This window comes from Streptomyces sp. NPDC017979 (assembly GCF_044328175.1).
Taxonomy (GTDB): domain Bacteria; phylum Actinomycetota; class Actinomycetes; order Streptomycetales; family Streptomycetaceae; genus Streptomyces.
This window is the reverse complement of record NZ_JBIRGU010000027.1, coordinates 1-22,231: the sequence shown is the minus strand read 5'-3', so window position 1 is coordinate 22,231 and position 22,231 is coordinate 1. Positions and strand designations below refer to the sequence as shown.

The 22,231-nt window shown below is 73.1% G+C and carries 17 protein-coding genes; 12 read left to right on the top strand and 5 right to left on the bottom strand.

All coding sequences use genetic code 11. The features are described 5' to 3' along the window. Positions 1-403 precede the first annotated feature (403 nt). The 3 genes from ACH4E8_RS35045 to ACH4E8_RS35035 are packed head-to-tail and all read right to left on the bottom strand — an operon-like array spanning position 404 to position 3,177. Positions 404-1,711 carry a coenzyme F420-0:L-glutamate ligase gene (locus tag ACH4E8_RS35045; RefSeq protein WP_398455761.1) on the bottom strand — a complete coding sequence of 436 codons (1,308 nt, stop codon included), beginning with the start codon at positions 1,709-1,711 and terminating at the stop codon, positions 404-406. Further along, a complete protein-coding gene (gene cofD, locus ACH4E8_RS35040) occupies positions 1,708-2,664 on the bottom strand; it encodes a 2-phospho-L-lactate transferase (protein WP_398455760.1) in 957 nt (318 codons plus the stop codon). Before cofD ends, ACH4E8_RS35045 begins: the two co-directional genes overlap by 4 nt. A gap of 12 nt (positions 2,665-2,676) precedes the next feature. After that, on the bottom strand, positions 2,677-3,177 hold the full coding sequence (locus ACH4E8_RS35035; protein WP_398455759.1) for a cysteine dioxygenase: 501 nt from the start codon (positions 3,175-3,177) through the stop codon (positions 2,677-2,679). Between the two features lie 701 nt (positions 3,178-3,878). On the opposite strand from ACH4E8_RS35035, the gene ACH4E8_RS35030 reads away from it, so the two are divergent. The 3 genes from ACH4E8_RS35030 (at position 3,879) to ACH4E8_RS35020 (ending at position 10,087) form a co-directional block, all read left to right on the top strand. Beyond that, on the top strand, positions 3,879-4,142 hold the full coding sequence (locus ACH4E8_RS35030) for a WhiB family transcriptional regulator (RefSeq protein ID WP_006348971.1): 264 nt from the start codon (positions 3,879-3,881) through the stop codon (positions 4,140-4,142). 876 nt (positions 4,143-5,018) lie between these two features. Then, positions 5,019-8,543, top strand: coding sequence for a glycosyltransferase family 2 protein (locus ACH4E8_RS35025; RefSeq protein WP_398455757.1), 3,525 nt, complete (start codon positions 5,019-5,021; stop codon positions 8,541-8,543). Next, positions 8,540-10,087 carry a DUF5719 family protein gene (locus tag ACH4E8_RS35020; protein WP_398455756.1) on the top strand — a complete coding sequence of 516 codons (1,548 nt, stop codon included), beginning with the start codon at positions 8,540-8,542 and terminating at the stop codon, positions 10,085-10,087. The genes ACH4E8_RS35025 and ACH4E8_RS35020 overlap by 4 nt, the downstream gene beginning before the upstream one ends. Positions 10,088-10,092: 5 nt before the next feature. Here the strand turns inward: ACH4E8_RS35020 and ACH4E8_RS35015 are convergent, their stop codons facing one another. Continuing rightward, positions 10,093-10,530: a DUF3499 domain-containing protein gene (locus ACH4E8_RS35015; protein WP_398455755.1), complete on the bottom strand. Its 438-nt coding sequence runs from the start codon at positions 10,528-10,530 to the stop codon at positions 10,093-10,095. Positions 10,531-10,856: 326 nt separating this feature from the next. Between ACH4E8_RS35015 and ACH4E8_RS35010 the strand changes: the two genes are divergently transcribed. The 8 genes from ACH4E8_RS35010 (at position 10,857) to ACH4E8_RS34975 (ending at position 19,834) form a co-directional block, all read left to right on the top strand. Next, positions 10,857-11,369, top strand: a complete 513-nt coding sequence (locus tag ACH4E8_RS35010; protein ID WP_398455754.1) for a metallopeptidase family protein — start codon at positions 10,857-10,859, stop codon at positions 11,367-11,369. Between the two features lie 51 nt (positions 11,370-11,420). Next, complete coding sequence (locus tag ACH4E8_RS35005; RefSeq protein WP_398455752.1) at positions 11,421-12,785, top strand: phosphomannomutase/phosphoglucomutase; 1,365 nt, start codon at positions 11,421-11,423, stop codon at positions 12,783-12,785. Between the two features lie 502 nt (positions 12,786-13,287). After that, the gene (locus ACH4E8_RS35000; RefSeq protein ID WP_398455751.1) at positions 13,288-13,503 is read left to right on the top strand and encodes a Trm112 family protein; all 216 of its coding nucleotides are present in this window, start codon (positions 13,288-13,290) and stop codon (positions 13,501-13,503) included. A gap of 134 nt (positions 13,504-13,637) precedes the next feature. Beyond that, a complete protein-coding gene (locus ACH4E8_RS34995) occupies positions 13,638-14,777 on the top strand; it encodes an SIS domain-containing protein (RefSeq protein ID WP_398455750.1) in 1,140 nt (379 codons plus the stop codon). A gap of 126 nt (positions 14,778-14,903) precedes the next feature. Beyond that, positions 14,904-16,067 (top strand): mannose-6-phosphate isomerase, class I, encoded by a 1,164-nt coding sequence (manA, locus tag ACH4E8_RS34990; RefSeq protein ID WP_398455749.1) that lies wholly within the window; start codon positions 14,904-14,906, stop codon positions 16,065-16,067. Between the two features lie 200 nt (positions 16,068-16,267). Further along, a complete protein-coding gene (locus ACH4E8_RS34985; RefSeq protein ID WP_398455747.1) occupies positions 16,268-17,239 on the top strand; it encodes a cation diffusion facilitator family transporter in 972 nt (323 codons plus the stop codon). A gap of 305 nt (positions 17,240-17,544) precedes the next feature. Then, entirely contained in the window at positions 17,545-19,002 is a 1,458-nt protein-coding gene (ahcY, locus tag ACH4E8_RS34980) for an adenosylhomocysteinase (RefSeq protein WP_398455746.1), read from the top strand. A 208-nt stretch (positions 19,003-19,210) separates the two neighbouring features. Beyond that, complete coding sequence (locus ACH4E8_RS34975) at positions 19,211-19,834, top strand: hypothetical protein (RefSeq protein WP_398455743.1); 624 nt, start codon at positions 19,211-19,213, stop codon at positions 19,832-19,834. 38 nt (positions 19,835-19,872) lie between these two features. On the opposite strand, the gene ACH4E8_RS34970 is transcribed toward ACH4E8_RS34975, so the two are convergent. Continuing rightward, positions 19,873-20,781, bottom strand: coding sequence for an RDD family protein (locus ACH4E8_RS34970; RefSeq protein ID WP_398455741.1), 909 nt, complete (start codon positions 20,779-20,781; stop codon positions 19,873-19,875). Between the two features lie 129 nt (positions 20,782-20,910). On the opposite strand from ACH4E8_RS34970, the gene ACH4E8_RS34965 reads away from it, so the two are divergent. Further along, positions 20,911-21,918 (top strand): stage II sporulation protein M, encoded by a 1,008-nt coding sequence (locus tag ACH4E8_RS34965; RefSeq protein WP_398455763.1) that lies wholly within the window; start codon positions 20,911-20,913, stop codon positions 21,916-21,918. The last annotated feature ends 313 nt before the right edge of the window (positions 21,919-22,231 follow it).

Genomic DNA, 22,231 nt, shown 5'->3' with positions numbered 1-22,231 from the left:
GATTGGCGGCAAAGCAGCCTCGCTGTCTTGGAGGGCCTGTATGCCGCCGACCGCGAGGAGGTGAGCCCGGAGGACCCCCACACCCGCACACAACAGCAGCCCGCACACCAAGCAACCACACCCGCACCCGCCCGTCTGTTGGGACAGGAGCGAGCCGGGAGGTCCCCCCTCACCCGTACGTCACGGGGTGCCCGTACGCCTGTTGTTTGGCCCGCGCGCTCGGGTGGGGGTGTGCAGGGTCGCCCCCGCAGCGGATTGGCGGCAAAGCAGCCTCGCTGTCTTGGAGGGCCTGTATGCCGCCGACCGCGAGGAGGTGAGCCCGGAGGACCCCCACACCCGCACACAACAGGAACCCGCACACCAAGCAACCCGCCCCGCACCCGCACCCCACGAGGAACCCCTGCTACCGGACTGTCACGAACTCCGCCGCGTCCCGCGGTCCCCGCGGCTTCGGAGGGCCCGCCGCGTGGCCCACCGCCACCGCGCCCATCGGGTCCCACTCCGCCGGCAGCGACAGCACCTCGCGCACCACGTCGCGGCAGAACATCGTGGACGACACCCACGCCGAGCCGAGCCCCTCGCCGGCCAGGGCCACGAGGAAGTTCTGCACGCCGGCGCCCGTGGCGACCACGAACATCTCGCGCTCCGCGCCGTCGCGCCGCGCGTCGCCGTAGTGGTGGGAGCCGTCCATGACGAGGCACGGCACGGCGAGGTACGGCGCCCGGCGCAGCACCTCGCCGCGGCGGACCCGCTTGGCGATGGACTCCTCGGACTTGCCGTCGCGCCGCAGGTCGGCGATCCAGGCGTCCCGCATGGCGTCCAGCAGCCGCATCCGCGACTGCGCCGACTCCAGCAGCACGAACCGCCAGGGCGTGGTGTGGTGCGGCGCGGGCGCGGTGACCGCGGCGGCCACCGCGCGCCGCACCGCGCCCGGGTCGACGGGCTCGTCGGTGAACTCGCGGACCGTGCGCCGCTGGGTCACCGCCTCCCGTACGGCCTCGGACGTCCCGAGCCGGAACATGTCCTCCGCCGCGTCCCGCACCAGCGCGCCCGCCCCGTCGGCGTCGTCCGACGCGACCACGTGGGCCAGGCCCCGCACCACGGCGACGGGCCGGCCCGAGACCTTGCCCTTCACCAGGTCGCCGGCCGCGGCGAGTTCGTCGGCGGTCGCGGTGACGGTCGCGGCCAGCGGGTTGCCGTGCGGGTCGGTGCCGCCCCGCAGGTCGTCCAGGACGCGTACGCCCGCGGCGCCGATCGCGACGTCGGTCAGCCCGTTGCGCCAGGGCCGGCCGAAGGTGTCCGTGACGATCACGCCCACGTCGACGCCGAGCGCCTTGCGCAGGCCCGCGCGGACGGTGCGCGCGGACGCGTCGGAGTCCTCGGGCAGCAACAGCACGGTCCCGGCGGGGGTGTTGGAGGCGTCGACGCCGGCCGCGGCCATCACCAGGCCCTGGCGGTTCTCGACGATGCGCACCGATCCGCGCCGGGCCACGAGCCGTACGGTCTCCGCGTCTATCGCGGCCTCCCGGTCCCGGGCCGCGACGATGCGCCCCTCGGCCTTGCTGACGACCTTGGAGGTGAGGAGCACGACGTCCCCGTCGGCGAGTCCCGGCTCGGCCGCGGCGATCAGCTCGGCGAGGTCGTCCCCGGGGCGCACCTCGGGCACCCCGTCGGGCGCCCACACCCGGTACGAGGCGGTGGGCCCGCTCATGCGCGCACCTCCGCCGCCAGCGCCAGCGCCTGCCGCGCCATCTCGGCCGCGGCGTCCTCGTCGGTCATCATCAGCGGCACCGCGCGGCAGCGGATCCCCGCCGCCTCGACCGCGGCGACGGAGTCCGCGTCGACGGTGTCGACGAGCCAGCCGTCGAGCAGCCCGGAGCCGTAGTGCGCGGCGACGGCCGCCGCGGTCGCCTCCACGCCGACCGCGGCGAGGACCTTGTCGGCCATGCCGCGCACGGGGGCGTTCCCGACGATGGGGGAGAGGCCGACGACGGGGACGCCCGCGTCGGCGATCGCCTCGCGCACGCCGGGCACGGCGAGGATCGTGCCCACGCTGACCACCGGGTTCGACGGCGGGAAGAGGATCACGTCGGCCGCGGCGATCGCCTCCAGCACGCCCGGCGCCGGCTTCGCCTGCTCCGCGCCGACCGGCACGACGGCCTCGGCGGCCACGGACGCCCGCAACTTGACCCAGTACTCCTGGAAGTGGATGACCTTGCGCTCGCCGTCGACTTCGACGGCGACGTGCGTCTCCACCCGGTCGTCCGACATCGGCAGCAGCCGCACGCCCGGGTTCCACCGGGTGCACAGCGCCTCCGTGACGGCGCTGAGCGGATAGCCCGCGGTGAGCATCTGGGTGCGGACGATGTGGGTGGCGAAGTCCCGGTCGCCGAGCCCGAACCACTCGGGGCCGACCCCGTACGCCGCCAGTTCCTCCTTCACCCGGAAGCTCTCGTCGGTACGCCCCCAGCCCTGCTCTTCGTTGATGCCGCCGCCGAGCGTGTACATCACGGTGTCGAGGTCGGGGCAGACCTTGAGCCCGAACAGATGGATGTCGTCACCGGTGTTCCCGATCACGGTGACGTCCGCTTCGGGCGCGGCCCGCTTGAGACCGCGCAGGAAGCGGGCGCCACCGATGCCGCCGGCCAGAACCACAATTCGCATGCCCGCAGTTTCTCAGGCGGGCACGACGTCCCGGGCGCCCGGTGCGCAGCGGGCGGCGTGCATCGGCATCTCGGTCAGACCCGGGTAGTAGACGTGCAGGGAAACGGCCGGTTCGAACGCGTCGTTGACCACTTCGTGCACGTACCCCGGCGCGAACACCCGGTGCGCGCCCGGCGCCAACCCCCACGAGTCGTGCTCCGACCGCTCGGTGAGCCGCCCTTCGAGCACGGTCAGCACCCCGGACGACGGCCCGTGGTCGTGCAGCCCGGTGCCCTGGCCCGGCAGCCAGGACAGCAGCCACACCTCGTAGCCGGGCCCGGTGCGCAGCCGGTGGTACCAGCGGCTGGTGGCGTCGTACTCGACGAGGTGCGCCCACTGCCCCCGATCGGCGGCGACGGCGCGCGAGAGCCCCACGAAGTCGGCCACGGTGGCCGGGTGCTCGCGCGGGGGCTGGAGGAGGTGCTGTACGGAGAGGATGTCGCCGGCGATCTGGAGGTCGCTGTCGCTGTTCATGGTGCGGTGGTTCCTCGGCTGGAAGCGTGCGTTTCGCAATCGGGACGCGTCAGTGCGCGGCCGCACCGGGAAAGGGCGGAGCCGCGAGAAGGGCGCAGGGTCGTTCGGGGCGCGCGCGGAAGAACTGAAGGGGGCGTGCGTGCCGCGTCAGCGCTGACGACAACAGCGACAGCGAGCCTGCACAGCGCTGCGGAACCCACGGACAGGGGTCGCGAAAGGCGCGGGGGCTGCTGATGACATGCCACCAAAGGTGGCGGCTGCCCCTCATTCGTGTCAACTCCGCGCCCCCTTTGGCGGCAATCTTTCACCTCATCCGGTCACGGAGCGCGAAGAAAGGTTTATGCAGTGCCACCGTCGGAGACATCGCGCTGCGATTGCGTGACCGACTCGGGCCGCTCCGTGACCGGACTGTGATCCGGATCGCTTCGGGTGTCCGTCTGCAACAAGATCGAACTGACGGGCGTCTCCCTAGGTGAGAAGGGAGGATGCGGACAGGTCGGGGGTGGTTGGCGTTAAGTGTCAGATTTTTGCTGATTTGAACACTTTCCGTATACCCTTGGTTCCGCAGAGTGAATACGGGGCCCAATAGCAGATCTCCGCTTGACTGCCCCGGAGCCACACACTTGTAATTTCACTCGTGTCGTTCGGCCGAATCGATCACGGCAACATCACGGGGACGCCAAGACAGACGAGGGGCGCACATGACCGAGCTGTTCGAACAACTGCTGGTCGAGGACGCGGATGACGAAATCGGCTGGCAGGAGCGCGCATTGTGCGCCCAGACCGATCCCGAGTCCTTCTTCCCCGAGAAAGGCGGCTCCACGCGTGAGGCCAAAAAGGTGTGCCTCGCCTGTGAAGTCCGCTCGGAATGCCTTGAGTACGCCCTTGCGAATGACGAACGATTCGGCATCTGGGGCGGGCTCTCGGAGCGGGAGCGCCGCCGGTTGAAGAAGGCGGCGGTCTGATACCCGCCACCGGCCGCCGACACGACCACGACCCACCACACCCCCGGCCCGCGCCGGGGGTGTTCTGTTGCCCCGTCAGACATGCGCAACAACCTACGTGTTCCCGCCCACCGAGCGACCCGACCCCTACGTCGTGGGTCGGCCCGGGCCTGTTGTCCCGTCTGGTGGTGAGGAGGTGAGCCGGGAGGTCGCCCTCACCCGTACGTGACGGGGTGCCCGTACGTCTGTTGTTTGGCCCGTCTGGTGGGGTGGGGGTGTGCAGGGTCGCCCCCGCAGCGGATTGGCGGCAAAGCAGCCTCGCCAACTTGGAGGACCTGTATGCCGCCGACCGCGAGGAGGTGAGCCCGGAGGACCCCCACACCCGCACACAACAGGAACCCGCACACCAAGCAACCACACCCGCACCCGCCAGTCTGGTGGGGCAGGGGCGAGCCGGAAGGTCCCTCTCGCCCGTACGTGACGGGGTGCCTGCCCGTCTGTTGTTTGGTCCGTCTGGTGGGGTGGGGGTGTGCAGGGTCGCCCCCGCAGCGGATTGGCGGCAAAGCAGCCTCGCTGTCTTGGAGGACCTGTATGCCGCCGACCGCGAGGAGGTGAGCCCGGAGGACCCCCACACCCGCACACAACAGGAACCCGCACACCAAGCGACCCGGCCCGCGCACCAAGCACCCGCCCTCCGCGTGCAACCCGCACACCAAGCACCCGCATCCGCATCCGCACCTGCGCCCGCGCCCCCCACACCCACCCACCCCGCCCCACACCCCCCGCACCGTCACACAACCCGCACCACACCCCTCCCGCCTACCGATATCGTGTGGCCCCGTCCCAGACGCTGAAGCGCCCCGCCCGGGCGATCCATGGCCGGAGGGCCCCAACCCGATGTCCGCCACCACCCCCGCGTTCACGACCGCCCACCCGCAGGAATTCCCCCGGCACGTCGTCACCGCCGTCCTCGTCTCCCACGACGGCGCACGCTGGCTCCCGCACACCCTCACCGGCCTCCTCGCGCAGGCCCGCCCGGTCCAGAACGTCATCGCCGCCGACACCGGCAGCGCCGACGAGTCGGCCACCCTGCTCGCCGAAGCGCTCGGCGCGGAACGCGTGCTCCACCTCGCGCGCCGCACCGGCTTCGGCGCCGCCGTGGACGAGGCCGTCCGCACCGCCGGCGTCCTCACCCCCGACCACCTGCCGTACCTGAAGCGGCCCAGCGGCTGGGACCCGGTCACCCGCAGTTGGCAGGACGAGGCTTACGACATGCCGGAGTTGCCGTACGGCGAACCGGTGCAGTGGCTGTGGCTGCTCCACGACGACAGCGCCCCCGAGCCCGCCGCGCTCGCCGAACTGCTCCGCGTCGTCGACGGCGACGAACACACCGTGATCGTCGGCCCCAAGCTCCGCGGCTGGTACGACCGCAAGCAACTCCTCGAAGCGGGCGTGTCGATCGCCAACAGCGGTCGCCGCTGGACCGGCCTGGACCGCCGCGAGCAGGACCAGGGCCAGCACGACCAGGTCAGGCCGGTGCTCTCGGTCTCCTCCGCCGGCATGCTCGTGCGCCGGGACGTCTTCGGCGAACTCGGCGGCTTCGACCGCCGACTGCCCCTGATGCGCGACGACGTCGACCTGTGCTGGCGCGCGCACGCCGCCGGCCACCGCGTCCTCGTGGCGCCCGAAGCGGTCCTGCACCACGCCGAGGCCGCGGCCCGCGAGCGCCGCACCGTGGACTGCGCGGGCCGCACCTCCGCCAGCCCGCACCGCGTCGACAAGGCGGGCGCCGTGTACGCCCTGCTCACCAACGCCCGTGCCGCGCTGCTCCCGTTCGTCCTGCTGCGCATCCTGATCGGCACGCTGCTGCGCGCCCTCGCGTACCTCGTGGGCAAGGCCCCGCGGCACGCCGTCGACGAGATCACCGGACTCAGCGGCACCCTGCTGCGCCCCGGGCGCATCATCGCCGGCCGCGCCCGCCGCAAGAAGGCCCGTCGTGTCGACGCCCGCGAACTGCGCCCGCTCTTCCCGCCGCCCGGGGCGACGGTACGAGCCGCCTTCGACCGCGCCGCCGGCTACTTCGGCGGCGGCCGGAGCGGTGGCGGCACCGGCTCCCGCGCCCGCCAGAGCGCCGGCGGCGCGGGCGGCGGCGCCGTCGAGTCCGGCCCCGGCGGCGACGACGCGGACTATCTGGAGGTCGAACAGTTCGCCCGACTGAAGAAGCTCGCCCGCCGCCCCGCGCCCGCGCTCTTCGCCGTCCTGCTCGTCGTCTCCCTCGTCGCCTGCCGCTCGCTGTTCTCCTCCGGCGCCCTCGCCGGCGGCGCGCTGCTGCCCGCCCCGGGCGACGTGTCCGAGCTGTGGGGCAGGTACGCCGACCAGTGGCACCCGCTCGGCACCGGAGGCACCCAGACCGCCCCGCCGTACCTCGGCGTGCTCGCCGGGATCGCCGCGCTCTTCTTCGGCTCCACCGGCCTCGCGCTCACCGTGCTGCTGGTGTGCTCCGTGCCGCTCGCCGGCCTCAGCGCGTACGTCGCCTCCCGCCCCCTGGTGACGTCCCGGCTGCTGCGCGCCTGGGGCAGCGTCACCTACGCCTTCCTGCCCGCCGTGACGGGCGCCCTGGCGGCCGGCCGCCTCGGCACCGCCGTCCTCGCCGTACTGCTGCCGCTGATCGCGCGCGCCGCGGTCGCCGCACACGGCTTCAGCGCCAGAGGTGACCAGTCCAGGGGCAGTTGGCGTGCGGTGTGGACGTACGCCCTGCTGCTCACCCTCGCCGCCGCGTTCACGCCCGTCGTCTGGCTGCTCGCCCTCGTCCTCGGCATCGGCGGACTCGTGGTGCGCCGTGCGGACCCCGTCGCGGCCGGGCTGCGCTTCCTCGCCGCCGTCGCCACCCCGCTGGTCGTCCTCGCGCCCTGGTCGCTGACGCTGTTGACGTCACCGTCCCGGTTCTTCGACGAGGCGGGGCTCGACATCGGCGGAGGCCGCGCCGCCGGCTTCGACCTGCTGACCTTCAGCCCCGGCGGCCCGAAGGCCGCCGGCACGGTCCTGCTGCTCGGCGTCGTCGCCGCCGCGCTCGCCGCCCTGCTGCGCGACGAGCGCCGTCTCGCCATCCGCACGGCCTGGGCCACCGCCCTGACCGGCTTCGCCTTCGCGGCCGTGACGAACGCCGGGTCCGACGGCGGTTCGTGGGCCGGTCCCGCGACCCTCGTGTACGCCACCGGGCTGCTCGCCGCCGCCCTCCTCGGCGCCGAACTGGGCCGCACCCGCGTCTCCACCCGCGACTTCGGCTGGCGCCAGCCCGTCGCCGTCCTCGTCGCCGGCGTCGCCGCGCTCGCCCCCGCACACCTCGCCCTCGGCTGGATGCTCAGCGGCGCCGCCGGCCCGCTGGAGCGGCGCGACCCGGTCCAAGTGCCCGCGTTCGTCGCAGAGGAGAGCGTCACCCGGGACCAGCCGCGCACCCTCGTCATCGGCGGCACCAACGCCGCCCGCGTCCCGTACGCCCTGGTCCGCGGCTCCGGCGCCCGCCTGGGGGACGCCGAACTCGCCGCAGCCGCCGACCGCGACCCCGGGCTCGACCAGGTCGTCTCCCGGCTCGTAGCGGGCTCCGGCGCGGACCAGACCGCCGAGCTGAGCGGCTTCGCGATCCGTTACGTCCTCGTCCGCGACGGCGCGCCCCCGCAGACCGCCCGCGTCCTCGACGCGACCCCCGGACTCAGCCGGCTGAGCCAACTCGACGGCAGCGCCCTGTGGCAGGTCGACCGTCAGGTGGCCCGGGTGACGATCGTCAGCGGCAAGGACGACCCGCTGCCCGTCGGCTCCGGCCCGGTGACCGCCGACACCACCGTCCCGGACGGGGCGAACGGCCGCGTCCTGCGCGTCGCCGACCGCGCCGACGACGGCTGGCGCGCGACCCTCGACGGCCGCGCCCTGCCGAAGAAGACCGTCGACGGCTGGGCCCAGGGCTTCGAACTCCCCGCCGAGGGCGGCCGGCTGGAACTCTCCTACGACCCCAGCGCCCCGCACACCGGCTGGCTCTGGGCCCAAGGCTTCCTGGTGCTGGTCCTGGTGGTGTTGACGCTGCCCGGCAGGCGCGGCGAGAAGGACGACGACCTGCCGGAGCCGACGGACGCGGCCCCCGTCGCCCCCGTCGGAGGCGTACCGACCCAACCCGGCCCCGCCGACGCGCCCGAGGCCACCGGCGCGACCGCGCGCCGCGGGTCGCACCGACGCGCCCGCCCGCGCCCCCAGCCCACCCCCGTCCCGCCCGGCCGCCTCCCGCACCAGCAGTCGTACGAGACCCCGGCCCGCACCTACGGGGAGCACCCCGCGCCGTACGACCCGACCCCCCGCACCCCCCACGACCACGACCACCGCGACCACCACCGTCACCACGACACCGACGTCACCCGAGGCGAGTCCGAGTGAAGCCCACGACCACCTCCCTGCTCGCCGCCGTGGCCGCGCTCGGCGCGATCACCGCGCTCGCCGCCGCCTCCGCCCCCGGCGCCCCCGTGACCGAAGTGGAGGCCAAGCTCACCCCCCGGCTGCCGATCGAGCGGTCCAACCTGCTGTGCCCCGCGCCCAGCAACGCCGAGGTCGCGGAGACGACGTACACCTCGTTCACGCCGAAGCCCAGCCGCCCGCCGCACCCGACGCGACCCGCCACGGGCACCGCTGAGCTGCGCCCCGGCACCGTCCAACTGGTCGCCACCGCCGCCGGATCCGCCAAGAAGCCCGACGGCACGAGCGCCGGCAAGCCGGTGCTCTCGCTCGCCGCCCCCGGCAAGCCCGTCACGGCGACCGTCAACGGCAGCGACGCCCCCGCCCTCGTCGGCACGGCCGACGGCCACCTCGCCCCCGGCTGGACCGCGCAGCAGACCACCGCGGTCACCGCCGGCGACGCCCGCGGCCTCCTCGGCACGGCCTGCACCGGCCCCGACACCGAAGCGTGGTTCCCCGGCGCCTCAACCGCCGAAGGCCGCCGCGACTACCTCCACCTCACCAACCCCGACGACGCCCACTCCGTCGTCGACATCGAGCTGTACGGCGCGGACGGCCAGCTCAAGACCACGCTCCCGGACGGCCTTTCGGTCCCGGCCCGCGGCAGCACGCCCGTCCTGCTCTCCACCCTGACGACCGAGGCCGTGCCGGACCTGACCGTCCGCGTGACGACCCGCTCCGGCCGGGTCGGCGCCGTCGTGCGCACCGCCGAGGACACCGTCGGCAGCGACTGGCTCGCCGCCTCCGCCGACCCCGCCGCCACCGCCGTCCTGCCCGGCATCCCGGCCGACGCCGCCTCCGTGCGCCTCGTCGTCTTCGCCCCCGGCGAGGCCGACGCCGAACTCAAGGTCCAACTCGCCGGCCCCGGCGGCAGTCTCGTGCCGGCCGGCCACGAAACCGTACGGGTCAAATCAGGCATGACGACCACCGTGGACCTGGCGGACGTCACCAAGGGCGAACCGGGCTCCCTGCTCCTGACCCCCGCCCACAAGGGCCTGAACACCCCGGTCGTCGCAGCCCTACGCGTGGTCCGCGGCACCAAGGCCGCACAGGAAGTCGCCTTCGTCCCGGCCGCGGAGCCCGTCGGCGAGCGCGCCAGCGTCGCCGACAACCGCGCCCAGGGCACCACCCTCTCGCTGACCGCGCCCACCGCGACCAGCAAGGTCAGGGTCACCGCGTCGACCGGCACCGGGGGCGGCGAACCGACCACCGCCACGTACACCGTGAAGGCCGGCACCACGCTCGCGTTCGCCCCGCCCGTCCCGGACGGGCTGGCCGGCTCGTACGGCCTGACCGTGGAGACGGTGTCCGGCGGCCCGGTGCACGCGGCGCGCACGCTCGCACTGCCGCGCCGCGGCGTGCAGATGTTCACGGTCCAGACGCTCACGTACGACCGCGGAACGGTGGCGGTGCCGGAAGTGGAACGGGACCTGTCGGTGCTCGACGACCGCGCGGGGACCGGGAGCTGACGGGGTCAGCGGTCCTGGGAGTCCGGCGAGCGCAGCACCCTGAGGTGGCCGCGGCGGGCGACCTCCATCGGGTCCGCCGCGCGTCGCCCGCCCTGCCCCTCGGCGACGGCGCGCCCCTGCGCGGGGCGGGCCGCTTCCCGTACGGCGTTGGCGAGCGCTTCGAGGTCGTCACCGCTGGGCCTGGCCGGCGCTGACCCGTCAGTCAGCCGCACGACCTCCCAGCCGCGCGGCGCGGTCAGCCGCTCGCTGTGCTCGGCGCACAGGTCGTAGCAGTGGGGCTCCGCGTAGGTGGCGAGCGGGCCGAGGACCGCGGTCGAATCGGCATAGACGTACGTCAATGTCGCCACGGCAGGACGGCCGCACGCGGTGCGCGAACATCGACGTACAGGGCTCACGACGTTGGACGGTACCGCACTCTTGAACGGGCTGCGACGACTCTCCACCAGGTCACCCCACCGTGTCGCCGTGCGGACGGGGTTTCGCACGGGTCCGGGAGGGCCGTACTGACCTGCGATGAAGGGCCCGAGGCGCGGGACGTGACGGTTGGTGAACCGGTCATGACGTGACGTAAATCAGGTCATTCGCGCAGCGGCGGACGATCGCCGGACGACACACAAGCGTCGCGAAGCGCCGTCGGAACGGTCAATTGACGACAGGCCGAGGCGGAGGGCGAGTTCGGAGGCCGGGTGGTCCCGGTGGGAAGGCGGTGCGGCACGCATTCCGGGGGATGCGGCTGCCGCGCCCCGCGGAGAGCTACCCTGCGTGAGTGATGGACAGCTCCGTACCGCCGGGCCCCGGCGAGCGTCCGGCAGGGGCGCCGGTGACGCAGTCGGACGGCGGTACGCCCCCGACCCCGGGACCCGGCGCCGGCCCGGGAACCACCGAGCCGGGTCCACGGCGCAGGGACCGCCACGGCCGCGGAATGCGCGGCCCGATCGCCCCGCCCCAGGTTCCGCTCGCACTCAGCCGGGCCGAGTCGTTCCGCGACCTGGTGCGCGACTCGGTGGAACGGCTGGAGCGCCGCCTTCCGCAACTGGCCGACGTGGACTTCCTCGTACTGGACGTGCCGGGCGCGGCCGAGGAGACCGTGCCGCTCGGCGACGCGGTCCCCGCCGAGCGCGGCCGGCCCGCACGGATCGTCATCTACCGGCGCCCCGTGGAGATCCGCACCAAGAGCCGGGACGAGCGGGCGCTGCTGGTCCACGAGGTCGTCGTGGAGCAAGTGGCGGAACTTCTCGGCCTCGCGCCCGAATCGGTGGACCCGCGCTACGGCCAGGACTGACGTACCCGGATAATTTGGCGCGACCACACAGACTTGAGGGAAGGCTGTCCCGTGGCTGCTGCTGATCTGTCTCAGCTCGTGAAGGCGTACGACGTCCGCGGCGTCGTGCCGGACCAGTGGGACGAGGAGCTCGCCGAACTCTTCGGCGCGGCGTTCGTCCAGGTGACGGGTGCCGACGCGATCGTCGTCGGGCACGACATGCGGCCGTCGTCGCCGGGGCTGTCGGGCGCGTTCGCGCGCGGCGCCGCGGCCCGGGGCGCGGACGTCACCCTGATCGGGCTGTGCTCCACCGACCAGTTGTACTTCGCCTCCGGCCACCTCGGCCTGCCCGGCGCGATGTTCACCGCGTCCCACAACCCCGCCCAGTACAACGGCATCAAGATGTGCCGCGCGGGCGCCGCGCCCGTGGGCCAGGACACCGGCCTGACCGACATCCGGGAACTCGTCGAGACCTGGTCCGCGAAGGGCGCGCCCGAACCGGCCGCGACCCGCGGCGCCGTCACCGAGCGCGACACCCTGTCCGAGTACGCGGCACACCTGCTGTCGCTGGTCGACCTCGCCGACATGCGGCCGCTGAAGGTCGTCGTCGACGCGGGCAACGGCATGGGCGGCCACACCGTCCCGACGGTCTTCGAGTCGCTGCCGGTCACCCTCGTGCCGATGTACTTCGAACTCGACGGCACCTTCCCCAACCACGAGGCCAACCCCCTGGACCCGGCGAACGTCGTGGACCTCCAGGAGCGCGTACGGGCCGAGGGCGCGGACATCGGCCTCGCCTTCGACGGCGACGCGGACCGCTGCTTCGTGGTGGACGAGCGGGGCGAGGGCGTGTCCCCGTCCGCGATCACCGCGCTGGTCGCGGCGCGCGAACTCGCCAAGCACCCTGGCGGCACCGTGATCCACAACCTGATCACGTCCTGGTCCGTCCCCGAGGTCGTCCGCGAGCACGGCGGCAACCCCGTGCGCACCCGGGTCGGCCACTCCTTCATCAAGCAGGAGATGGCCCACACCGGCGCGATCTTCGGCGGCGAGCACTCCGCGCACTACTACTTCCGCGACTTCTGGAACGCGGACACCGGCATGCTCGCCGCCCTGCACGTCCTGGCGGCCCTCGGCAGCCAGCCGGGCCCGCTGTCGGAACTCGTCGCCCAGTACGACCGCTACCGCGGCTCCGGCGAGATCAACTCGACGGTCGCCGACCAGGCGGCCACGACGGAGAAGGTCCGCGCCGCCTTCGAGTCCCGCCCCGACACGACGATCGACACCCTGGACGGCCTCACGGTGACCACCCCCACCTGGTGGTTCAACCTCCGCCCCTCCAACACCGAACCCCTCCTCCGCCTCAACGTCGAAGCCAAGACCCCCGAGGACCTCACCCGCGTCCGCGACGAGGTCCTCTCCCTGGTCCGCAGCTAGAGCTGCTGGGCCAGCGGGGTGGCCAGGCGCGCGGCCGACTGCGTGCCGCGCCACCCGCGGGCCCGCGGAGGCCGATGGCTGGGCAGGTTCGGCGGCGGGTTTGCCTCAAGGGGCGCGGGGAACTGCGCGACGAGCCCCCACTGTCCCGCAGTGGCCGATGGTCCGGGCGGGTATCGGCGGGTTCGTCGAAGGGGGCGCGGCTGACTGCGTGCCGCGCCACCCGCCGGCCCGCAGCGACCAACGACTCCGCAGGGAAACGGCGAGCCCGCCCCTCGTACCGCCCGGAACGGCACCGCACGCCCGGAACGGCACCGCACGCTCGGAACGACACCGCACCGAAGAACCACGCGGCTCACCCCAGCGCGCGCAACTCCACACCCCCCAGCGGTACGCTGACGACGCCCAGGCCGGGCAGCAGGCCCGAACCAGGCAGGCCGCCCGGCCGACCCCGCGGCCACCCGGCCCCGGGCACCCCTCAGCCCACCCCGAAGGGACTCGCACCATGGCGCTCGAAGCCGGACTCCTCGACATCCTCGCCTGCCCGGCCTGCCACAGCGCCCTGCGCGAAGAGGAGACCCCGCAAGACGCCACCGCTGACGCCTCCGCCGAGGCCACCGCCTCCGAGCTCGTCTGCTCCGGCACGGACTGCGGCCTGGCCTACCCCGTCCGCGACGGCATCGCCGTGCTCCTCGTCGACGAGGCCCGCCGCCCGGCCTGACGCCAGGCGCACGAGGCGCACCGGCGCCACCACACCGGCGGCCGCACCGGCAAGCGCGCCCCGCACCCCCTCCGGCACACCAACCCGCCGCCCGCGACCGACAACCGAAACCGGCGATCGGAGGCCCCGCCCCCATGCTCGACGAGTCACTCCTCGACGACCCGGAAGCCCTCGCCCGTGCCGACCGCAGGGGACTGCTGAGGGGCGCCGCCGAGGCGGGCGCCCGCGTACGGACCGCCGCCCGGCACGCCGCCGAAGCCGGCATCGCCGAGCTGACCCCGGAGGGCCGCCCCCGTGCCGTCCTCGTCGCCGGCTCCGGCACCGCCGCCAACGGCGCCGCCGACCTCGTCGGCGCGCTCGCCGGCGCCGGCGCCCCCGTGATCCGGCTGCACCCCACCGGCGTCGCCCCCGCCCCCGGCGCCCTGCGCTGGGCACTCCCCGGCTGGGCGGGCTCCCTCGACCTCCTCCTCGTCGTCACGACGGACGGCACCGAGCCCGGCCTCGATCTCCTCGCCGAGCAGGCGTACCGCCGCGGCTGCACCGTGGTCGCCGTCGCCCCCCGCCGCTCCCCGGTCTCCGAGGGCGTGGACGGCCGGCACGGCCTCGTCGTCCCGATGGCCACCGCGCCGTACGAGTTGTACGAGGAGTCCCAGGCGGCAGGCGGCCCCGGCGCCCTGTGGGCGCTGTTCACCCCGCTCCTCGCCCTCCTCGACCGCGTCGGCCTCCTCGAAGCGTCCCCCGAGGCGCTCGCGGGCGTCGCCGACCGCCTCGACCGCGCCGCCGAGCGCTGCGGCCCGGCCATCGCGACGTACAGCAACCCCGCCAAGACGCTCGCCGCCGAACTCGCCGACAGCCTCCCGCTGATCTGGACCGAAGGCGCCGGCGCGGCCCCCGCGGGCCGCCGCTTCGCCGCCGTGCTCGCCGAACTCGCCGGCCGTCCCGCGCTCGCCGCCGAACTGCCCGAGGCCCTGCCCGCCCACGGCGTGCTGCTCGTCGGCGACCTCGCCGCCGGGGCCGACCCGGACGACTTCTTCCGCGACCGCGTCGAGGAGCCGCAGGCGTTGCGGGCCCGTGTGGTGCTGCTGCGCGACCGGCCGGCGGGCGGTCTGACCGCCGCCCCCGCCGCCCGCGAACTCGCCCTCGGTCACGACACCCCGATCAGCGAACTGGAGCCGGAGGAGGGCACCGACCTGGAGTCGATCGCCGAGCTCCTCGCCGTGACGGACTTCGCGGCCGTTTACCTCGCGCTGGCGACCCCGGCGACCCCCTCCTGACCCGGGTGCAGCCAGGCGTAACCTCGCCTGCCCACCACACCCCGCACCGCCGAGCCCCGCGCAGTCACCGCACCACCGAGCCCCGAGCCCCGAGCCGCAGCCGCAGCCGAAAGAAGTCGCACGCCGATGGACCGCCTCACCAACCCCATCCGCCCGTACGCCTGGGGCTCCACCACCGCCATCCCCGCCCTGCTCGGCACCGCCCCCACCGGTGAACCCCAGGCCGAACTGTGGCTCGGCGCCCACCCCGGCGCCCCCTCCCACCTCGACCGCGGCCCGCTCGACGCGGTCATCGCCGCCGACCCCGTACGCGAACTCGGCAGCCGGGTCGTCGGCGCGTACGGCCCCCACCTCCCCTTCCTCCTCAAGCTGCTCGCCGCCGGCGCCCCCCTCTCGCTCCAGGTCCACCCCGACCTCGCCCAGGCCAGGGAGGGGTACGCCGCCGAGGAACGTGCCGGCATCCCCGTCGACGCCCCCCACCGCAACTACAAGGACGCCAACCACAAGCCCGAGCTGATCTGTGCGCTCACCCCCTTCGACGGGCTGTGCGGCTTCCGCGCCCCCGCCGCCAGCGCCGACCTGATCGCCGGGCTCGGCGTCGACTCGCTCAAGCCGTACGTCGACGTCCTGCACGCCCACCCCGAGGACGCCGCCCTGCGCGAGGTCCTCACCGCGGTCCTGACGGCCGAGCGCACGGCGGTCGCCGAGACCGTCGCGGAGGCCGCTGCCGCCGCCACCCGCCTCGGCGGCCCGTACGCCCCCTACGCACAGCTCGCCCACCACTACCCCGGCGACCCCGGAGTCATCGCCGCCATGCTGCTCAACCACGTGCGGCTCCAGCCCGGCGAAGCCCTCTACCTGGGCGCCGGCGTCCCCCACGCGTACCTCGACGGCCTCGGCGTGGAGATCATGGCCAACTCCGACAACGTCCTGCGCTGCGGGCTCACCCCCAAGCACGTGGACGTGCCCGAGCTGCTGAGGGTGGTCCGCTTCGAGGCCACCGACCCCGCGGTGCTGCGGCCGGAGGCGTCCCCGTCCGGCGAGGAGGTCTACGACACCCCCGCGCCGGAGTTCCGGCTGTCGCGCCACGTCCTCGCCGCCGACGCGACCCCGTGCGACGTCACCGCGCCGGGGCCGCAGATCCTGCTCTGCACCGCGGGCCGCGTCACCGCAGGCGAACTGACGCTCGCTCAGGGCGAATCGGTGTTCGTGCCGGCGGGCGACATGGCGGAAATCTCCGGCGCGAACGGCGGTTCGGGGACCCTCTTCCGCGCCACCGTCGCCATCTGACCGGAAAACACCCGTTTCAACTGCCAGAATGGCGCCTCCACAGCCACAGCAGCCACGCCGGCAGCGTCGCCGTCGCCCGACGGAGCGGCCCGCCCCGGGCCCGCCGCGCACGCGGGCCACCCCGAGCACCACCGCGTAGTGGTCTCCGTACGGAACCGATCGGGCGCGCGCCGGCACCCCCGCCCGAAGGGACCCCATCCATGAGCGCGTCCGGCGGAACCAAAGCGATCGTGGCGGCGCTGGCCGCCAACCTCGCCATCGCGGTCGCCAAGTTCGTCGCGTTCCTCTTCAGCGGCTCGTCCTCGATGCTCGCCGAGAGCGTCCACTCGCTCGCCGACTCCGGCAACCAGGGGCTCCTCCTGCTCGGCGGCAAGCGCGCCCGTCGCGCCGCCACCGCCGAACACCCCTTCGGCTACGGCCGCGAGCGCTACATCTACGCCTTCCTCGTCTCCATCGTCCTCTTCTCCGTCGGCGGCATGTTCGCGCTGTACGAGGGCTACGAGAAGATCAAGCACCCGCACGCCATCGAAGCCTGGTACTGGCCGGTCGGCGTCCTCCTCTTCGCGATCGTCGCGGAGGCGTTCTCCTTCCGCACCGCGATCAAGGAGTCCAACACCCTGCGCGGCGCCCAGTCCTGGAAGGAGTTCGTCCGCCGGGCGAAGGCCCCCGAACTCCCCGTCGTCCTCCTCGAAGACCTCGGCGCGCTGATCGGCCTGGTGCTGGCCCTCGCCGGCGTGAGCCTCGCCCTCGCCACCGGCGACGGCGTCTGGGACGGCATCGGCACCCTCTGCATCGGCACCCTGCTGATCCTCATCGCCCTGGTCCTCGCCGTCGAGACGAAGTCACTGCTGCTGGGCGAGTCCGCCAGCACCGCCGACCTCCGCAAGATCGAGGAGGCCGTCGTCGACGGCGCGTCGGTCACCCGCCTCATCCACATGCGGACGCTCCACCTGGGCCCGGAGGAACTGCTCGTCGCCGCCAAGATCGCGGTGCGCCACGACAACACCGCCACCGAAGTCGCCGCCGCCATCAACGCGGCCGAGGAACGCATCCGTACCGCCTGCCCCATCGCGCGCGTGATCTACCTGGAACCGGACGTCTACAGCGCGTCGGCGGCAGCGGCCGGCACGAACCCGGTCAAGTCGCCCGGCGGCCCCGGTCCCACCCACTGACGCGCGGCCCGCCAGACCGTCCGTGCGACCGCTCGTGCGGCGGTCCCCGAGCCCGCCCGCGCGGGCGTTCGCATCCGGACAATCCTCATGAGGGCTGGGGCCCGCCGCGCCCGGCGGTGTAGATTCGGGCGAGAGTCAGACGTCGCTGCTGATGGCGGTCGGTCGGCCCCTTGCGGTCCGGCCGAGGGAGAGAGGGCCTCCGACGGACTGCACTGCGCGAGGTGTCGGGCATTCGCATGCCCGTACGCCTGCCGCCGCAGAGCCAGCCCCGTACCCACCTCGACCACCATTGAGGAGCAGCACCGATGACGACTGTCGCCGCCGGCCAGGACTTCAAGGTCGCCGACATCTCCCTCGCCGACTTCGGCCGCAAGGAGATCACCCTCGCCGAGCACGAGATGCCCGGCCTGATGTCGATCCGCAACGAGTACGCCGAGCAGCAGCCGCTCGCGGGCGCCCGCATCACGGGCTCCCTGCACATGACGGTCCAGACCGCCGTGCTCATCGAGACCCTGGTCGCCCTCGGCGCCGAGGTCCGCTGGGCCTCGTGCAACATCTTCTCCACCCAGGACCACGCCGCCGCGGCCATCGCCGTCGGCCCGAACGGCACCCCCGAGGACCCCAAGGGCGTCCCCGTCTTCGCCTGGAAGGGCGAGACCCTGGAGGAGTACTGGTGGTGCACGGAGCAGGCGCTGACCTGGCCGAACACCCCCACCGGCGGCCCGAACATGATCCTCGACGACGGTGGTGACGCCACCCTCCTCGTCCACAAGGGCGTCGAGTTCGAGAAGGCCGGGACGGCCCCCGACCCCTCGACCGCGGACAGCGAGGAATTCGCCCACATCCTCACTCTGCTGAACCGCACCCTCACCGAGGACCCGCAGAAGTGGACCCGCCTGGCGTCCGAGATCCGCGGCGTCACCGAAGAGACCACCACCGGTGTCCACCGCCTGTACGAGATGCAGCGCGACGGCAACCTCCTCTTCCCGGCGATCAACGTCAACGACGCCGTCACCAAGTCGAAGTTCGACAACAAGTACGGCTGCCGCCACTCCCTCGTCGACGGCATCAACCGCGCCACCGACGTCCTTATCGGCGGCAAGGTCGCGGTCATCTGCGGCTACGGCGACGTGGGCAAGGGCTGCGCCGAGTCCCTCCGGGGCCAGGGCGCGCGAGTGATCATCACGGAGATCGACCCCATCTGCGCCCTCCAGGCCGCGATGGACGGCTACCAGGTCAGCACCCTCGACGAGGTCGTCGGCCTGGCCGACATCTTCGTCACCACCACGGGCAACAAGGACATCATCATGGCCACGGACATGGCCAAGATGAAGCACCAGGCCATCGTCGGCAACATCGGCCACTTCGACAACGAGATCGACATGGCCGGCCTCGCGAAGATCCCCGGCATCGTCAAGGACGAGGTCAAGCCGCAGGTCCACACCTGGACCTTCCCCGACGGCAAGGTCATCATCGTGCTGTCCGAGGGCCGCCTGCTGAACCTCGGCAACGCGACGGGCCACCCCTCCTTCGTGATGTCCAACAGCTTCGCGGACCAGACGCTGGCGCAGATCGAGCTCTTCACCAAGCCGCAGGAGTACCCGACCGACGTCTACGTGCTCCCCAAGCACCTCGACGAGAAGGTCGCCCGCCTGCACCTGGACTCGCTCGGCGTCAAGCTGACCACGCTCCGCCAGGAGCAGGCCGACTACATCGGCGTCAAGGTCGAAGGCCCGTACAAGCCGGACCACTACCGCTACTGACCGATCGATCGACCGCCCGCCCCGGCGCGCGGTACGACACGGTGCTCAGAAGCAGTACGCAGCAGGCCCCCGCACCCCCGTGCCGGGGGCCTGCCCCGTACGCCTCCGCCGACTCCGACGCACCACGCTGCACGACGCATCACGTTGCACCACGCACCGAGCTGCACCGCTGCGCGCACCCTCACCGCAGAAGGACTGTGACGCCCCCATGCCCCGCGGCCGGTATTCGCTGCACGATCCGCACGATCACACCCCCCTCGGTGAGGAACACTTCCACTGCGCGCCCGGCCCCTCCGGCTGGCGCTACGTCTCGCAGACCACCACTCCCTCCGGCGAGCACCGAGGCTCCGTCGACCTGGCCATCGACGAACTCGGCCGCCCCCAGCGCCTCGAACTCCACACCGCGAGCTGGCAGGTCCGCGGAGCCGCCCTGGACGGGGTCACTTGGGTCCGCACCGACCCCACGGGCACCCACGCCGACGAGGGCAACGTCCGCGCCCACGCCTTCACCGGCACCTCCCCGGCCTTCCTCGTCGCCACCGCCCGGCTGCTGCGTCTCACCCCCCAATCACCGGCGACCCGGGTCCGCCTCGTCGCCTTCACGGAACCCGTCCTCGCCCCTCGCACCGTCGATCAGTCCTGGGCTCTGCTGAGAAGTGAAGCGCACGCCACTGACAACGGCCCGCTCACTGTGGACGAGTACCAGGTCAGCGCGCTCGACACGGGGGAGCAGCACACGGTGCACATCGCCGGGGACGTGGTCCTCGCCGCCCCCGGCATGGAACTCGAAGACCTGGAGACCCCGCCGTCCGTCTTCCCGGACCCCGCTTAGGCGTACGGCTCCGGGCGGGCGGTCTTGGGCGGGCGGTCTCAGGCCGGCGGCGCGAACCCCGTCGACGAGGGTCCCGTCGCACGGTCGTCCCGCCCGTCGACCGCGGGGGGAGGAGTCGGAGGCACACCGGGCAGGGGCGGGCGCACGACCGGTACCCCCGCGCTCGTATTCGTACCCGCACTCGTACCCGTGCCCGCCTGTGCGCGGAAGGCCCGGTGCGCGTCCCGCGTCTGCCGCTCGTGCACCACGGCGGCCAGATACGCGGCCGGCGGCACCCCGGCCGGAGCCGGTGCCCCCGTGCGCGCCACGAGCTCCCCGGCCAAGCGCTCGGCCATTGGCCAGCTCACCGCCGGATCCAGTTGCCCCATCCGCGTCAGGTACTGCCGGATCGCCAACCACAGGTCGTCCGGCACCGCCGACAGGTCCAACTGCGCGAACCGTCCCGCGAGCCAGGGCGGAGGCGGCGGCACCATCGCACCCGACGTCGCCGCCACCCTTTCCCGTACGACCAGGGTCCCGGCGAACACGTCCCCGAGCCGTCGCCCCCGCGCCGACACCAATGACGCGATGCACCCGATGACCCCGAACGTCAGCGTGATCTCCACGAAGCCCATCGCCCCGCGCACCAGCGCGTGCCGGAACCGGATCGGCCCCCCGTCGTCCCGCACCACCCGCAGCCCGCACGCCAGCTTCCCCAGGGACCGCCCCCGCGACAGCGTCTCGATCGCGATCGGCACCCCCACCAGCAACAAGAGCAAGGACGCGACGGAGATCGCAGCGAAAGCGGCGTCGTCCAGGGAGGCGGTCAGCAACTGGAGCACCAGCGCCACCGTCAAATAGAGGGACCACGCGACGACCAAGTCGATGATCACGGCGAGCGCCCGGCTCGGCACCTTCGCCGGCTGCAACCCCAGGACGACCGCGTCCCCCGTCACAAGCGCACTCACCGCTGCCGCCTCCCCTGCTTGCCCGCTCTCGCCCTGCCCGGTCCGACGTGCCCACAGTCTGCCAAGCTGACCCGAAGCGCGTCGCAGTAGTACGAACGTACGCACCCAGTGCCTGGAGCAGCAGCCGACATGGACCTCGACGTCTTCGTGACAGCCCACCGCGGCGAATGGGACCGCCTGGACCAGCTACTGCGCCGCGGTCGCCACCTCACCGGCGCCGAGGTCGACGAACTCGTCGCCCTCTACCAGCGCACCGCGACGCACCTCTCCCTGATCCAGTCCAGCGCCCCGGACCCGGCCCTGGTCGGCCGACTCACCCAGCTCGTCGCACGCGCCCGCGCCACGGTCACCGGGACCCGCCGGGCGAGCTGGCGCGACGCGGTCCACTTCCTCACGGCCGGATTCCCCGCCGCGGTGTACCGCACGCGCCACTGGTGGATACCCGCGGCGGTCCTCTCCACCCTGGTCGCTGCTCTCATCGGCTGGTGGATCGGCACCCACCCCGAGGTGCAGGCGTCGATCGGTGCCCCCGAGGACCTCCGGGAGATGACCCGCCCGGGCGGCGAGTACGAGACGTACTACTCCAGCAATCCGGCCGCGTCCTTCGCGGCCCAGGTCTGGACGAACAACGCGCAGGCGGCCGCCGTCTGTCTCACCCTGGGCGCGTTCCTCGGCATCCCGGTGATCTGGATCCTCCTCCTCAACATGGTGAACCTGGGCATCGGCATCGGTCTGATGTCCGCGGCCGGCCGCCTCGACGTCTTCCTCGGCCTGGTCCTCCCGCACGGCCTCCTCGAACTGACCGCGGTCTTCGTCGCCGCCGGTACGGGACTCCGCCTCGGCTGGACGGTGATCGACCCCGGCCCGCTGACACGCCGAGCAGCCCTGGCGCAACGAGGACGCGCCGCCCTCGGCATGGCCATCGGCCTCGCGCTCGTGCTCTTCGTCTCCGGTGTGATCGAGGGCTTCGTGACCCCGTCCGGCCTGCCGACCTGGGCCCGCATCACCATCGGCATCGCCGCCGAGCTGGTGTTCCTCATCTACGTCTACGTGCTGGGTGGCCGCGCGGCCCGTGCCGGCGAGGCCGGCGACGTGGACGCGGCAGATCAGAGCGCCCGGCTGCCCACCGCGGCGTGATGTGCATCCACCCCATCGGAACTGCTACTGTCCTCCCCGGACCACAAAGACCGTTGACACGGCCCGCGTGGGGAGGTAGATTCTAACGGTTGCCCCGGACGAGACATCGTCGAGTGCAACGGCTAGTATCTCTCTCGCTCTGGTCGGGACATCGCGTTCCACGGAGCCCATCGACTCCTTATCCGGATCGCAAATGACTGATCAGATCAGTCAAAAGATTCTGATAAAGTCGGATCAAGCCGAAAGGCAAAAGGCCACTCCAATCGGCCGCCTGATTGAAAGCCAAGTCCGGAAACGGGCCGGGAAAAAGATC

Bases quoted from the DNA above. Each gene is read 5' to 3' on its own strand.
- ACH4E8_RS34965 (WP_398455763.1), top strand. From the start codon at position 20,911: ATGGACCTCGACGTCTTCGTGACAGCCCACCGCGGCGAATGGGACCGC.
- ACH4E8_RS35035 (WP_398455759.1), bottom strand. From the start codon at position 3,177: ATGAACAGCGACAGCGACCTCCAGATCGCCGGCGACATCCTCTCCGTA.
- ACH4E8_RS35000 (WP_398455751.1), top strand. From the start codon at position 13,288: ATGGCGCTCGAAGCCGGACTCCTCGACATCCTCGCCTGCCCGGCCTGC.
- ACH4E8_RS35010 (WP_398455754.1), top strand. From the start codon at position 10,857: ATGGACAGCTCCGTACCGCCGGGCCCCGGCGAGCGTCCGGCAGGGGCG.
- ACH4E8_RS35025 (WP_398455757.1), top strand. From the start codon at position 5,019: ATGTCCGCCACCACCCCCGCGTTCACGACCGCCCACCCGCAGGAATTC.
- ahcY (WP_398455746.1), top strand. From the start codon at position 17,545: ATGACGACTGTCGCCGCCGGCCAGGACTTCAAGGTCGCCGACATCTCC.
- manA (WP_398455749.1), top strand. From the start codon at position 14,904: ATGGACCGCCTCACCAACCCCATCCGCCCGTACGCCTGGGGCTCCACC.
- cofD (WP_398455760.1), bottom strand. From the start codon at position 2,664: ATGCGAATTGTGGTTCTGGCCGGCGGCATCGGTGGCGCCCGCTTCCTG.
- ACH4E8_RS34975 (WP_398455743.1), top strand. From the start codon at position 19,211: ATGCCCCGCGGCCGGTATTCGCTGCACGATCCGCACGATCACACCCCC.
- ACH4E8_RS35045 (WP_398455761.1), bottom strand. From the start codon at position 1,711: ATGAGCGGGCCCACCGCCTCGTACCGGGTGTGGGCGCCCGACGGGGTG.
- ACH4E8_RS35030 (WP_006348971.1), top strand. From the start codon at position 3,879: ATGACCGAGCTGTTCGAACAACTGCTGGTCGAGGACGCGGATGACGAA.
- ACH4E8_RS34995 (WP_398455750.1), top strand. From the start codon at position 13,638: ATGCTCGACGAGTCACTCCTCGACGACCCGGAAGCCCTCGCCCGTGCC.
- ACH4E8_RS34985 (WP_398455747.1), top strand. From the start codon at position 16,268: ATGAGCGCGTCCGGCGGAACCAAAGCGATCGTGGCGGCGCTGGCCGCC.